Raw genomic sequence first — 15,232 nt, 5'->3', positions numbered from 1 at the left:
ACGAGCAACAATAGGAGCCATTAGCGATGAGCCAGATTCTCACCGAAGTTCTAGCTGCAAACCAAGCCTACGCCGACAGCTTTGGCGATAAAGCCTCCCTCGCCCTTCCGCCAGCCCGCAGCTTCGCCATCCTCACCTGCATGGACGCGCGGCTCGACCCAGCCAAATATGCCGGCTTATCCGAAGGCGATGCGCATGTCATCCGCAATGCCGGCGGTCGAGCCTCCGACGACGCGATTCGTTCGCTGGTCATCAGCTACAAGCTGCTCGGAACCCGCGAGTTCTTCGTTATCCACCACACCGATTGCGGGATGCAGTTCTTCACCAATGAGGTCATCCGGGGTCTGCTCGCGAATAGCCTCGAGACTGCCGCTTTGACGCCGGAAGGCTTCAAAGATGTGGGCAAAGGACCAGGCTCGACGGCTGCGGAGTTTGTCGAATTCCTCACCATCAAAGATCAGGTGCAATCCGTACTCGCCGACGTAACCCGTATCCGTACCAGTCCGCTGGTACCCACGTCCATACCCATCTATGGCTACGTCTATGACGTCCACTCAGGCAAGCTCATTGAAGTTCCGTCAGCTACTGAAGCTGGCCGCGTTCAGTAAGTAATAGTCATGTCCGAAATTGCTGTATCTGCGTCGTGGAAGTGTCTCTGGATCGAGGCTATGGTTAGTCCTGTGAGAAGACTCACAGGAGGTATCAAAATGGCTACTACCGCACATCTAGAGCACACCGCACTGGAGTCGATCTCTGGCGTTGGCGTTCCCGACACCAGGCTCGCACGAGAGATCAAAGAGTTCATCCGGGACACCGAAACCGAACTGCTCTTTAACCACTCCAGCCGCGTTTACTACTTCGGCGCGCTTGCAGGAAAGCAGCGCGGGCTGAAGTTTGACGCTGAATTACTGTATGCGGGCGCCATGTTCCATGACCTCGGCCTCATGCCAGGCCATAGCAGCCCAACCGATCGCTTCGAGGTCGACGGTGCCAATGCCGCGCGCAACTTCCTCAAAGAGCGCGGAATTCCTCAGGCCGATCTCGATACTGTGTGGACGGCAATCGCGCTCCATACAACGCCCGGCATTCCGCAATATATGCACCCAGTCGTCGCCCTGGTAACAGCTGGCGTTGAAATGGACGTCCTGGGTCTTACCTATGCCGAGTACTCGGATGACGTACGCAATGCCATCGTCTCAAAGTATCCACGTACGTCCCACTTCAAGGAAGACATTCTGCAGGCGTTCTACGATGGCATCCATCAGAAGCCCGAGACAACCTTCGGGAACGTCAAAGCTGACGTTCTGGCGGACAAGGACCCGAAATTCACTCGTGGCAACTTCTGCAGTGTCATCCGCAACTCCGCTTGGGTCGGTTAAATCTGTCTTTCGCGGAATGAAGAAGCCCTGCTCCTGCGAGCAGGGCTTCTTTCTTTGGGCGTCATGACGGCAAAAGCTTCTCGACCCATCCCAGATGAGCCCAAATAGAGGAAAAGGTTTACCAAGAAGAGGCGCCATTGGAAGCCGACGCGGTGTTTTGCCTCGCCCCCAAAACACCGCGAAACTCTCCTCGCCGATCTCTAAGGCTCACTGGGTGAATGGTTTACCCCTGAAATCACAAATGCAGGAATAAAAGACAAATTTTGCATTTGTCGAAAATAACTCATATTTGTGATTTTTAAATGGCTATTCGCGCATTTATGTTTTATTTTTTGTTAACTAACAATTACCGAAAGACACATCAAGACCTCCCTCGTTTGCCTTGCAGAGCCTGTTTCGAGGTGGGCGACCCTATCCAAAAATCTCCAATTTGAGGCCTCCTATGACGTCGACACAGCATCTCCAAGCATCCCCGTCCACAAACTGCATCGTCCGCCCCTCCTCTCATGGAGGAACATGGAATTTCATTGGCGCAAGCCCTCTACAGAGGTTATTGAGTAGGTTTCTGGGTATTCTGCTGCTGGCCTTCGTCTCCGCGGGAGCCTTTGCCCAGGTGGATCAGGGAAGCATTTCAGGAACGATCACCGACTCCACCGGAGCCATCATTCCCGGCGCGAATGTCGTACTGACGAACACCGATAACAACCTGACGTTCACGCGCACCACAAGCAGCGCTGGCGAGTATACGTTTACTCCTATAAAAGTAGGAAATTATTCCATCAAGGTCAGCTCTCCCGGATTCGCAACGGTTCAAAGAGACCACATCCGCGTGGATGTGAGCGGTTTCGTGGGTTTAAATCTGAAGCTGAGCCCCGGTGCGGTCAGTGAAGTCGTCGAGGTCAAGGCGATAGGGGACTTGCAGACGGAGGACGCCTCCACCGGGCAGGTCTTCAGCGCGGCGCAACTCAACGATTCCCCACTCGAAGACCGTAACTACCTCTTCCTGGCCCAACTGACGACCGGCGTGAGTTCGCCAAACCAAGGCAATTCGCAGACGTCAGGCTCGGGGGCATTCGCGTCCAACGGCAGTCGCGTCTCCCAGAACGACTTCATCCTCGATGGCGTCGACAACAACTCCAATATGCAGGACTTCCTCAACGGCGCGACCTATGCTGTTCGCCCTCCGCCGGACGCGCTGGAAGAGTTCAAGGTGCAGACCAGCAACTATAGCGCCGAGTTGGGGCGCGCGACCGGAGCCGCGGTCAACGCCTCCATCAAATCCGGCACCAATGTTGTCCACGGCAGCCTGTGGGAGTACTTCCGCAACGACCGACTGAAAGCCAGAGACTACTTCCAGACCTCGGGCACAACCGCCTACCACGACAATGTCTTCGGAGCCACACTGGGTGGCCCCATCCTCAAAGACAAACTCTTCATCTTTGCCGACGCGCAGGGAACGCGCATCTCCTCTTACGTTGGAGAGCAGCCGAATAACACCGTTCCAACGGATGCCATGAGGAACGGCGATTTTTCCGAGATGCTGAATCCAGCCAACACCACGGCGCTTACCACCGGCCCAGTCCCTCTGTACAAGACAGGCGGCAATATCTCTCTAACGCCTGGTGGCGCTGAGATCACGAAGAATCCAAGCCTCTACTACTCCTGTCCCTCCGCGACTGCCGTCTACCCGACATCCATTCCCGGCCAGAACGTGATCTGCCCGAACGCCATCAATCCAATCGCCCAGCGGATCCTCAAGCTGTTCCCAGAACCCAATCAGGGACCTGCTGGCACCGCCTTCGATAACTACACGATTCCCGCCACCGCATTCACGAATGACACCACCCAGTTCGATGTTCGCGTCGATTACAACCCCTCTTCCAAAGACCAGGCCTTCGCCCGTTACAGCTACTCCAACAATCCCACAAACTATGCTCCTCCCTTCCCCATCCTGGACGGCGGCAGCTTTGGCAGCGATGGCCAGACTTCCAACTATGCCAAGGGTGGCGTATTCAGCGAGACGCACTTCTTTTCACCGACGCTGTCCAATGAGTTCCGGGTCGGCTACAACTATCTGCACGCGGCTTATTTGCAGGTGGGCAGCCAGGCCAACGTAGCAGCTGAGTACGGTCTGGGCGGTATTCCGTATGGCCCATCGCTCGGCGGCTTCCCCGAGATCAATTTCGGCGGAACCATCGGCGGATACGTCAATGGCATCGGTATTCCAGCTTATTTACCCTCCGACGAAAAGCAGAATGTGATTGAGTTTATCGATAACGTCTCCAAGGTCTGGGGAAAACATACCCTCAAGTTCGGCGTCAACATTCAGCACACGCGGTTTTATGGTTTGCAATCGCCGAACCCAACCGGCAGCCAAACCTTCAGCGGACTCTACACCAGCGATCCCGGAGACCTTAACCCCAATGACAAAACCGGTTCAGGCGTTGCCGACTTCCTGCTCGACTCGATGCACAATTCCAGCCTGAACAGCGATACTCCGGTCAACGACTTGCGCTGGTATGATGCGGCCTACATCCAGGACGACTGGAAGGTCCGTCCGAACCTCACCCTGAACCTTGGGCTGCGCTGGGAGTATACCCAGCCGTTCGTCGAACTGCATGACATGCAGGCGAACTTTGTTGGCAACTACGCCGGCATGAACCAGGGCAGCGGAACCTTGCTCATCCCTCAATCGCAGAGCAGCTACCCGATCCCTGCGGCAATTGCGGCCGACTTCGCCAAGGACAACATCACGGTGCAGTACACCTCCAATCGGTCCCTGGTGAATCCCGATTACCATGAGTTTGCACCCCGTCTCGGATTTGCCTATCAACCCAATGCAACGACAGTTATTCGCGGAGGTTTCGGTATCTCCTACGGTGGCCAGGAAAACATCGGATTGGGTCTGAACCTCTTCAACAATCCTCCGTTCTTTCTCAGCGCCGCCTACAATCCCACCCCCGCATCCTGCTACAACACGGCCACCACTGGCGTTGTATGTCCGACCAATGGCCAGACTCTGGAGACGGGTTTCGGCGCGGCAGCCAGCTCGAACACCGCCCTGGGAACGAACTTCAGCGGATACCCGTCGCTCTTTGGGCAGGATCCCAATGCGAAGAGCTCGTACACCGAGTCCTACAATCTGACCTTGCAGCAAGCCTTCACTCCCACCCTGTCTTTCACGCTGGGCTACCAGGGAAATCAAAGCCGCCACTTGCGCGTCAGCTATAGTGCCAACCAATATCCGGGTGTAGTCCCCGTGGATATCGCAACCGCTCAGACCTATCAACCCTTCTATGACATCGGCACCATCGATGTGGTCACGAACGAGGGTCAGGGTCGTTACGACTCACTCCAGACAAAGCTCGACAAGAAGCTTTCCCACGGTCTGTCTTTCCTGGCGGGATATACCTGGTCGCACAGCCTTGACGACGCCGTTCAACCCCTTCAAGGCACGGATGGCGGCGAGGCAGGCAATCCTGCCTTCCTCGGCCTGAAGTATGAATATGGAGCCAGCAACACCGACGTACGCAACCGCTTCACCTTCTCCCCGCAGTACGACCTCCCCTTTGGCAAAGGTAAGGCGTTCCTGAACCACGGGGGATTCATCGACGAACTGATCGGCGGATGGAAGACGACGGCTATCTTCCAGGTGCAGACGGGAACGCCGATCGCCCTTCCACAGCGGTTCCGCGTTGGCAACCCATTCACTCCAGGAGGCACCGCCAACACGACCACTCAGGCGAACGAGTTCTGCTCCTCGACAACGAGAACGTTGGCACACTGGTTCAACCCCTGTGCCTTCAGCCAGGCGCCCTCCGCCTACCTTACTGAGGCAGATCTCCTTGCGGCTGAGGCTAATGGGCCAGTCAATGGGGTCCTTCTGAGCCAGGCCGGAACCCTGCCTTACGGGCAGCGTGGCAGACTGACGGTCAATGGCCCTGGTTTCAACCGGCTCGACCTGTCTCTCTTCAAGAGCTTCCATCTCCCCTTCCGTGATTCCGCCCTCCAGTTGCGTGCTGACGGATTCAATGTATTGAATACTCCCTCCTTCAGCGATCCCAGCAACGGCATTACGGGATCGAATGCAGGCGACATTACTTCGGTCAAGTTCAATGGCATCCTGCCCAACGCTCGCGTTATCCAGGTCGCCGCACGCCTGACTTTCTAACCCAAATCGCTAGTCATCACTGAAAAGAGCGCGGCCCCTGCTGGGGGGCCGCGCTCTTTTTGGGGCAGAATGTTGAAGACCTCAGCTGCTGACTGCAATTGCAGTGATCTTGACCAAGAATTCTTGTTCGATATTCGCACATTCTTTGTTTCAATACGGACCGGGTGGCAAAAAGCGGCTTTTACTGCAAAGCCCAACAGTCTTCGAAAGAAGCACTCTCTATTGTCAGCAGCGGTGTATTACCATTCCCTGAGATTTAATGCTGTCCTTTTTACCGTCTGAAAAGTACCCAGCACGACAGGGTCTGGGTGGCTTTTGGCTCTGAACAGATCGTTATGGGCTGGTGCTAAAGAATTAGCACCTTTGTTTGCCTCGGGTTCATCCATTCAACAGATAACCAGACCTGAGACACTAGACAACAGCATCTCTTCAGGAGTTTCCGCACTGATGAAACGTTTGACTTTTCGTAGCACCGTCCCCGTTCAACTGCTTCTTGCTTCTTCGTTCGCGATCGGGCTCGCCGGCTGCAAGCAGGCCCCGCCAGCTCAAGCGGCTGGTGGCCCTCAAGCCATGCCCGTGCAGGTGTCGACGATCTCCTTGTCGTCCGTACCCGCAAGCGATACCTATGTCTCCACCATCAAGAGCCGGCGTTCGGCCACCATGCAGCCTCAGGTGGACGGTAACATCACTCGCATCCTGGTTAAGTCTGGCGACCACGTCAAAGCGGGCCAGCTGCTGATAACCATCGACCCGCTCAAGCAGCAGGCCACCGTCGCGCAGCAACGCGGCACCGAACTGCAGAAGAAAGCCGTCGTCGACTACAACCGAATCGAAGAGAACCGCCAGAAGCAGCTCTTTGAGGCTGGCGTGATCTCGCGCGATGCCTACGACCAAGCCGTACAGTCGCTCGGCAACTCGGCCGGCGATTACGACGCAGCCGTACAGGGCAGGCAGACCCAGCAGGAGCAACTCGCCTACTATCAGATCCGCGCTCCCTTTGCAGGCATCATCGGCGACGTTCCCGTCCACCAGGGCGACTATGTTTCGCCGACAACGGTACTCACCACCGTGGATGAAAACTCCGGCCTGGAAGCCTACATCTATATTCCGACTGAGCGCGCTACGCAGGTGAAGCTTGGCCTGCCTGTAGATTTGCAGGACACCGCCGGCAACACCATCACGAAGTCCACCATCAGCTTCCTCTCGCCGCAGGTGGACAACGGCACCCAGACCATCCTCGCTAAAGCCGAAGTGCCTTCCGGAACCGGCGCATTGCTGGTTCGCAATCAGCAACTCATCAATGCGCGCGTCACGTGGTCCAGCAACCCCACACCGGTAGTTCCGGTACTTGCTATTACCCGCGTCGGCGGACAGACCTTCGTCTTTGTCGCTGCCTCTGGAGGCAACGGATACACCGCGCATATGGTGGCAGTCACGCTCGGCGACACCCTCGGCAATACCTATCCAGTCCTCACCGGTCTCCACGCTGGAGACAAGGTCATTCTCTCCGGTCTGCAGTTCCTTCAGGAAGGCATGCCGGTCAAACCACTTAGCTAACTGTTTTTTGTTTTGCGACGTCATCCTTAGCCGTACGGGAACTTCCAGCGAATGTTCTTTGCTCCATGGGATGTTTCAGCAAAGAGCCACCGCCGATGTGGTGGTATCAACTACGGGAGGGCTTTTCAGCCTTCCCCTTCGCGTTGTTCAGGTCAAGGATTCGGGATAGCGGCGAAAGCAAGCAGACAACCAAAGCTCTTTATTTTTCTGTGAAGTACGAGGTACGCACTCTTGTTCGTAGACTTTTTCATTCGCCGCCCGGTCTTCGCCTCCGTCTGCGCCCTGCTCATCGTGCTTGCCGGAGCGGTCGTTATTCCTGGCCTGCCGATCTCACTCTATCCGGATCTGGCTCCACCGCAGGTTCAGGTAAGCAGCGTCTACATCGGCGCCAACTCCCAGGCCGTTGAGCACGACGTCACAACGCCGCTCGAAGAGTCTATCAACGGCGTTGAAGGCATGCGCTACATCACGTCCTCCAGCAGCAACGATGGCAGCAGCAACATCACAATTACCTTCCAGACCGGCTATGACATTAATATCGCCGCCGTCGACGTGCAGAATCGTGTCTCCAGCGCACAGGGCCTGCTGCCGCAGGCCGTCAAGAACACCGGCGTCACCATCACCAAGTCGAACCCGAACTTCGTCTTCGCAGCCGGCTTCTACTCCGACAACAACCGCTACTCGCAGGACTTCATCTCCAACTACATCGACCTGTACGTCAAGGATCCGCTGGAGCGCATCTCCGGTGTCGGCGCCGTACAGATCTTCGGTGTTCGTAAGTATGCGATGCGCCTCTGGCTGGACCCCACAAAGCTGGCTGCGCGCCAGCTTACAGCTACCGACGTCGTCAGTGCGCTGCAGGAGCAAAACGTCGAGATCGCCGCAGGTAACGTCGGCCAACAGCCCATGTCGCCGCCGCAGGACTTCCAATATTCGGTTCGTGCTGTAGGACGTCTCACCACGCCGGAGCAGTTCAACAACATCGTCCTCAAGAACGGGCCTACCGGCATCATCCAGCTTCGCGATGTGGGCCATGCCACGCTGGGCGCCGAAGACTACGGCTCGAACCTCAACTTCTCCGGCGCTACTGCCGTTGGCGTAGGCGTGCAGCAGCTATCTACCGCCAACGCACTCGATGTGGATCGCAAGGGCAAGGCCGCACTGCTCGAACTCTCCAAGAGCTTCCCTCCCGGCCTGCACTACACGGTTGCGTTCGATACCACTACAGTCATCGGCGACTCCATCCATGAGGTTGTTATCACCCTCGCGGAAGCCATCATCATCGTTATTGCCGTCATCTTCCTGTTCCTGCTCGACTGGCGCGCGACGATCATTCCCGCCATCACGATTCCCGTCTCGCTGATCGGGACGTTTGCCTTCATTAAGATCTTCGGCTTCTCCATTAACTCACTCACGCTGTTCGGCATCACACTTGCCACAGGCCTGGTCGTCGATGACGCGATCGTCGTCATCGAAAATGTGCAGCGACATCTCTCCGAAGCGGACCCCAACAACCCGGACCACGATCCGCACAAGGCGACCTCTGTCGCCATGGCCGAGGTCACCAGCGCTGTTATCGCAACTTCGCTCGTGCTGATCAGTGTGTTCGTGCCAGTCAGCTTCTTCCCCGGCACCACGGGCATTCTGTACAAGCAGTTCTCACTGACGATCGCATTCGCTATCGCGATCTCGGCGTTCAACGCGTTGACACTTTCGCCCGCACTCGCTGCGCTCTTCCTGCGTGGAGAAGAAGACAAGTACAAGCTTTTCGACTGGACGCATGTCGATATCCTCAAGCGAGCCTATCGCGGTTTTGTACACCTCGTGGACAACTCGCTCGCGGCACTTGCCTCCGCGTATGGCCGCGCGATTCACTTCATCCTGCGCATCCGCTGGGTCATGATGGTGCTCTTCGCCGCCGGCCTTTGGGCCACCGCCTACATGTATCAGCATGTGCCGACGGCGTTCGTCCCCGGAGAAGATCAGGGCTACTTCATCCTGCAGGTGCTTGCCCCGCAAGGCGCATCGCTAACCTATACAACCCATCTGGCCGATCAGGCGCAGGCGATTCTTGCGCAGGATAAAGATGTGCTGGGTACCTTCTCCATTATGGGTTTCGGATTCGCCGGCACCGCACCGAATCAGGGCCTCATCTTCGTTCCGTTGCAGCCGCAGGACAAGCGCCTGGAGAAGGGCCATGCCGACACGGACATCATTGAGCGAGTGACTCCAAAGCTCTTTGGCATTCCTGGCGGCATCGTCGTGGCCTTCCCGCCACCCGCGATTCAAGGCCTCGGCAACTTCGGAGGATTCCAATTCGAACTGCAGGACCAGGGCCGCAATACCTTGCAAGACATCGATCGGGTGGCGCACCAGATCGCCGGTGCGGGCAACGACCCGAAGTCAGGCCTCGTCGGAATGTTCACGAGCTTCACCTCCAATGACCCACAACTGCTGGTCAACATCGACCGCGAAAAGGCCAAGACTATCGGCGTACCCTTCTCGCAGATCAGCGATGCACTCAGCGTCTACATGGGATCGGAGTACGTCAACGACTTCGAGTTCAACAACCGCTCGTACCGCGTCTATATACAGGCAGATGCTCCGTTCCGCCGCACGTCGAAAGACATCCGCCAGTTCTACGTCCGCAGCAATACTGGACAGATGATTCCGCTCGACGACCTGGTCACGATCGATGAGAGCTCGGGACCGCAGACCATCAGCCACTACAACCTCTTCCGCTCGGCTGAGATCCTCGGCTCTGCCGCTCCAGGCAAGTCTTCTTCGGAAGGCCTCTCTGCGATGGAAGCCGTTGCGAAGAAGAACATGCTGCAGGGCATGAGCTTCGAGTGGTCCGGACTGGCGCTGGAGGAGATCGAGTCCAGCGGCAAGGCGATCGTCATCTTTGCCCTGGGTCTGCTGGTGGTCTATCTGGCGCTCTCGGCGCAGTATGAGAGTTTCGCGCTTCCGTTCATCATCCTTCTCGCCGTGCCGATGGCCGTGCTCGGTGCGCTGTCCTTTGTCGCAATGAGGGGACTGGTAGACGACGTGTACGTGCAGATCGGCCTGGTCATGCTGATCGGTCTCTCGGCTAAGAACTCGATTCTTATCGTCGAGTTCGCGGAGCAGATTCGCGAGAAGGGCCTCAGCATCTCGGAGGCTGCGATTCAGGCCGGCGAACTTCGCCTGCGCCCGATTCTCATGACAAGCTCCGCGTTCATCCTCGGCGTTCTGCCGCTGGTGTTCGCAACCGGCGCGGGTAAGCTGGGACGCCACTCGGTCGGTACAGCTATCGTCGGCGGCATGCTTCTCTCTACTGTGCTGAACCTGTTCTTCATCCCGGTTCTGTATGTGCTGCTGAAGACGTTCCTGGAACGATTTAGCAAGTCGAAGAAGAAGGTTGTCGAAGCGTAACTATCACGCAGGAGAGGCTTGTAGTTTGCTCATACTCAATGATGTTTTTCGACACAACCCTATTCTGACCAGAATAGGGTTGTGTTGCTTGATAGATGGATCTTGAGGCTCATACTTTCCGATGTATTGAGGCTTCGTTCGCCCCCTGTCTGATAAACTCCTCCCAACCCATATGGAAGCAACGCCAACACTTGTTATCAACTACTTCAGTGGATTCAAGCAAAATGTAGTGCCTCTGTTTCAGCGTCCGTACACCTGGGCCGAGAAGCAGTGGCGTACGCTTTGGGATGACGTGTTGGTGTTTTACCCCGCAGATGACGTCAATGACAAGGCGACCCATTTCATGGGCGCGGTCGTTACTATGCCTGCGAGGAGCGTTCCAGTAGGCGTTTCCAAGTTCCTGATAATCGACGGCCAACAGCGGCTCACGACAATTTCGATACTGATGTGCGCAGTTCGTGACTCTCTTGCTGCTGATCAGCAGAGTGCCCACCGACGCATCCAGCAGTTCTATCTCACCAACGACGGATCAGAAGGCACGGAGTTTTTCAAGCTCCTTCCTACCCAGGGCGACCGAGATGCTTACGCTCTGTTGATTCGAGAAACGCCAAATCTAGTGGAGGATTCGCAGTTCAGAAAGTCCTACGACTATTTTAAGAGGCGGTTGCGGGACGCGGATAGCGACGGAAATAAGATCGATCCTAAGAGAATTCTGGACATCATTGAGAAGCGATTGATGGTGGTCATGATCAACCTCAGCGATACCGACGATCCATATCTGATTTTCGAAAGCCTAAACTTCAAGGGTTCGCCGTTGGAGCAATCAGATCTAGTAAGAAACTACTTCCTGATGCGGTTTCCCGTTTCAGATCAACAGAGCGTATACGACGAGCTGTGGCTACCAATGCAAAATCGGCTGGGTCAGGGCCTAACCGAATTCATGCGCCATTTCCTAGGTGCAGAAGGCGAGGAAGTACGCAAAGGTGATGTCTACACGGCGATAAGGCGCCTGGTGATCAATTCAGACACAGCGTCGGTACGTCTCCTCATGACTCGGATGGAGAGGCTTTCCATCCTATATAGCAGAGTCTCGGGTGCCGCCACCGAACCACAACTCGAATTGGCCAAGTACTTCGATTATTTTCGGCGTCTAGACTTCGGAAGCGTCTATCCCCTCATCCTTGCCCTATACGAGGACTACGCGGACGGGCAGCTCGGCCTTGCTGAATTTGTCGCGAGCATGGGAATCCTCTTTTCTTTCATATTGCGTCGGATGGTCGTAGGGGTGCCGTCAAATTCATTGTCGGGATTGTTCATCGGGCTCTGCAAAACCAAGCCTGTAACAGAGACGCCATCTATCTGGCTTTCGGGTTCGCTGGCACGCGAAGACAAAAACCGCCGCTGGCCGACCGATTCCGAATTCGCAGAAAGTTGGATTCGAAAACCCTTATATGGAAGCCGGGCTTGTCAGATCGCCCTCGAATGCATTGAGGAGTCTTATGGGCATCACGAGATCGCCGGATTCGAACAGTCGAGCATCGAACACGTCATGCCACAAACATTGACACCCGAATGGTTCGAAATGCTAGGGATAGATGCTTCGGAAATTCATGCCGAGTGGCTGCATACGATTGGGAACCTGACGTTAACCGGTTACAACCCTGAGCTCAGCAATCGTCCTTATCAGGAAAAGCGCACGTTGTTTGCGTTGAGCCACTTTGAGCTAAATCGCCATTTCGGTGACTACGAAGGTTGGGGCGCGCGCGAAGTTGAATTTAGGGCGCAATCAATGTTCAAGATCGCGACTCAATTGTGGCCACGCCCAGAAATCGTTATCGTCGAAGCACCTTCCGGAACAGCCGATAAAGGTACACCGGCTGCATTCCATGCCGATTGCGTAAAACTGGCTCAACAACACCTAGGGGTGCATCTTTCAAAGCTCTCCCAAACCAGATATGAGTCTGGCGACGGAAGCATCCGTCTGTTCTGCGCGGTTTCAACCGCCCATGATGAATCGAGAGAACTACCCTATTTCTGGTTCGGCCTTCACAAAGCTCAAGTGGAATTTCTCAACGCTGCGCAATCGCCCTATCTTTGCCTCGGATGCTCCTCGGCGGAAACAACACTGTTGGTCCCACTGGCAGTCGTCTTAAACATTCTGAGCCTAGTCAGCGTCACCAAGACTGATGACCGGCAATATTGGCATTTAGTGATTCAGAAAAGGTCAGGAAGATTCGTACTGCGTCTTCTCGGCGGCAAAGACGGCCCTGACCTCACCGAATTTGACATTGGTACCGGGAGCCCGTCAGCCGAATTGCCACAAAGCTGAAGGTAGCAGCTCGGTCATTCGGCCCGAAGTGGGTCAACGCGACTCGACCTTCAGACTACCTCCGAGCGAACGGCTCTCAATGAGTGCGCAAAATCGCCATATCGCTTGTCGAGAGCATGCACCCACATTAGCGAGTAGTGCGCATTTTCGGGCATGTGGTTGTTCAGTTATTGAGTTTCAAGAGCGAACGTTCTTCCGCAATTACAGAGCCCTGAATGGGCGATCTATCAACGGCAGTGGTAGCAAGATAGATCGCCCATTCAGGGCTCTACTTTTTCTGGGACTGTAACCCAGGGTTGCGGCGGCACAGCGAGCAAAAAACGCTCGCCAGCCGCCTCCACCCTGGGCTGGTATATATCGCCCCGTTGGGGCTTGTACCCGTAGTCAGTTGAGCATTTCCACTCCATTGAAATTGAGTGCGGTAAGCGCGGTATATTGCGGCAGCACGATATATCGCCCCGTTGGGGCTCTACCTTCATTTGGTCTGTAACCCAGGGCTGCGGCGACACGGCGAGCAAAAGCGCTCGCCAGTCGCCTCCACCCTTGATGCAGAGCGTGATGCAAAGATTTGTGGCGCGCGTGTTGCCTCACCGCTCTGGGCTGGTATATATCGCCCCTTTGAGGCTTGGACTCGTGGCCGGTTGGAGCCTCTATGCTCCATTCAGCCTTCTGTGCTCTGTCTCGTCTCTGCGGGCTTTGTGCCCGTACGAACAAGCTGCAGGTCTCTCCGCTACGGCCGCAAAAGCGCGGCCTACGGTCGAGATGACAGTACCCGTGGTGGTTCTAGCTTCTACGCACCATTGAAATTGAGTGAGATAAGCGCTGTCTATTGCAGCAGCACGATAGTTCGCCGGTGCGACCGAGATATACCGGGCTTTCAGCCTAATGCCACTTACTTTCCACAGGGAAGGAGCCAGTGTAGGCCGGACTGTCCCATTTGGCTTCTTTGGTCATGCAGCCATACGTGAAATGCAGGGGTTTCTCCGCTCCCGTTGGTCGGTCGAAATGACAGGTATGAGGTAGTTTCTAAATACAACTGCCGTTTCAGTTGAAAAGCAAGTGATATTGGCTTTCAGCCCTCAACCTTGTGGTGGTCTGTTTCCTGGGGCTTGCGCCACAGGCTGGGATATACCGCCCCGTTGGGGCTTGGACCCGTGGCCAGTCGACAGCTAGTGACGCTGGTAGCATCACACCGCCCCTCCACCGGGAGTCTGAGGAAACGGAAGGATGGGCGGGAGCGGTCGCCCTTCTGGCGATACCCACCTTAGGCGCAAAGAACGCGCCGAAGATGGGGCACCCGGCCACTTGCCGTCTTCCGGGGACTTATCTCCGGACGCAGTATTTTGGGCTCTACCTCGAACAAGTCTTGTGTCTACGTTGGCTGGGTTGGGGAGGTGAGGTTAGGCTGCGCGAGTGCCATCGCGCGGCCGTATCAGTAGCATCCCGACGACAAACCCGGTGACTAAGCCACCGAAGTGGGCGGAAAGGTCTGTCGTTCTGGTGATGGAACCGTAGACGACGTTGTAGAGAACGAAGATTCCTGCTGACTTGGCAATGCTCTGGGTCACCGCTGGATCGAGCGACCGTCGATTTCTGAGAAGAAAACCGAACACTGCGCCGTACAGGCCGAAGATGGCGCCCGAGGCGCCTGCGCCGACCGCGTGCGGATGCACCCACACACTTACGAGACTGCCTCCGAGGCCTGCGAAGAAATAAATCAGCAGATAGCGTACGCGTCCGAAGGCCCTTTCAATGAACGGCCCGATCTGGTAGAGCACGTACATATTGAAACCGATATGGATGATGCCGAAGTGAAGAAAGCAGGAGGTGAGCAGACGCCACCATTGGTGTGCGCCTACGGTGAGCGGGCCGAAGTCACCGCCCCAGTTCGCCACGTCGAGAGGCGTCGGCTGGATGAAAGAGACGCCGCTTGCGACCATGGCGGCAAAGACCAGAACGTTGATCGCAATCAGCGTGTAGGTGATGGCGTAGGGACTGCGGGCGCGGGGCGCGCCGGATTGCCGGGGGACGGGATTGGGGATGGCGGTGTGATCCATGTGTCTACAGTTCTAGCACTGCCGGAGGTTAGGACGGGAACGGACAGAGCGTGATGCAAATATTTGCGGCGTGCGCTTTCCGTCGCTATCCTAGGCTGATATATACCGCCCTTTAGCTCTTCGTTTGGTGCCGGGCCAATGAGTCGAGGTCTGAAAGCCTGGTATGTCTAGCTCGTGCAACCGAGATATACCGGGCTTTCAGCCCTCAATCTTGTGATGGTTTGTTTCCTGGGGCTTGCACCTCAGGCTGGGATATATCGCCCCCTTGGGGCTTGTATCCGTGGTTGTTTTAGCCTCTGTGCTCCCTTGAAATTTATTGGGACGT

The 15,232-nt window shown here is 56.0% G+C and carries 7 protein-coding genes; 6 read left to right on the top strand and 1 reads right to left on the bottom strand.

Annotation, left to right across the window (positions count from 1 at the left end):
* Positions 1–26: 26 nt before the first annotated feature.
* The 6 genes from GSQ91_RS13340 to GSQ91_RS13315 all read left to right on the top strand — a co-directional run bounded on the left by GSQ91_RS13340 (position 27) and on the right by GSQ91_RS13315 (position 12,850).
* Positions 27–608 carry a carbonic anhydrase gene (locus GSQ91_RS13340; protein WP_158822127.1) on the top strand — a complete coding sequence of 194 codons (582 nt, stop codon included), beginning with the start codon at positions 27–29 and terminating at the stop codon, positions 606–608.
* 99 nt (positions 609–707) lie between these two features.
* Positions 708–1,379 carry an HD domain-containing protein gene (locus tag GSQ91_RS13335; RefSeq protein WP_158822125.1) on the top strand — a complete coding sequence of 224 codons (672 nt, stop codon included), beginning with the start codon at positions 708–710 and terminating at the stop codon, positions 1,377–1,379.
* 553 nt (positions 1,380–1,932) lie between these two features.
* Positions 1,933–5,550 carry a TonB-dependent receptor gene (locus GSQ91_RS13330; RefSeq protein ID WP_158822123.1) on the top strand — a complete coding sequence of 1,206 codons (3,618 nt, stop codon included), beginning with the start codon at positions 1,933–1,935 and terminating at the stop codon, positions 5,548–5,550.
* Between the two features lie 447 nt (positions 5,551–5,997).
* The gene (locus GSQ91_RS13325; RefSeq protein ID WP_158822121.1) at positions 5,998–7,107 is read left to right on the top strand and encodes an efflux RND transporter periplasmic adaptor subunit; all 1,110 of its coding nucleotides are present in this window, start codon (positions 5,998–6,000) and stop codon (positions 7,105–7,107) included.
* Positions 7,108–7,338: 231 nt separating this feature from the next.
* Complete coding sequence (locus tag GSQ91_RS13320; protein ID WP_158822119.1) at positions 7,339–10,521, top strand: efflux RND transporter permease subunit; 3,183 nt, start codon at positions 7,339–7,341, stop codon at positions 10,519–10,521.
* 172 nt (positions 10,522–10,693) lie between these two features.
* A complete protein-coding gene (locus GSQ91_RS13315; protein ID WP_158822117.1) occupies positions 10,694–12,850 on the top strand; it encodes a DUF262 domain-containing protein in 2,157 nt (718 codons plus the stop codon).
* A 1,400-nt stretch (positions 12,851–14,250) separates the two neighbouring features.
* Here the strand turns inward: GSQ91_RS13315 and GSQ91_RS13310 are convergent.
* On the bottom strand, positions 14,251–14,907 hold the full coding sequence (locus GSQ91_RS13310; protein WP_158822115.1) for a rhomboid family intramembrane serine protease: 657 nt from the start codon (positions 14,905–14,907) through the stop codon (positions 14,251–14,253).
* Between the last annotated feature and the right edge of the window lie 325 nt (positions 14,908–15,232).

Origin of the sequence: Granulicella sp. S156 (assembly GCF_009766105.1) — a bacterium.
Classification (GTDB): domain Bacteria; phylum Acidobacteriota; class Terriglobia; order Terriglobales; family Acidobacteriaceae; genus Granulicella.
The sequence above is the reverse complement of the archived record's forward strand: the minus strand, read 5'-3'. Positions and strand labels throughout refer to the sequence as shown.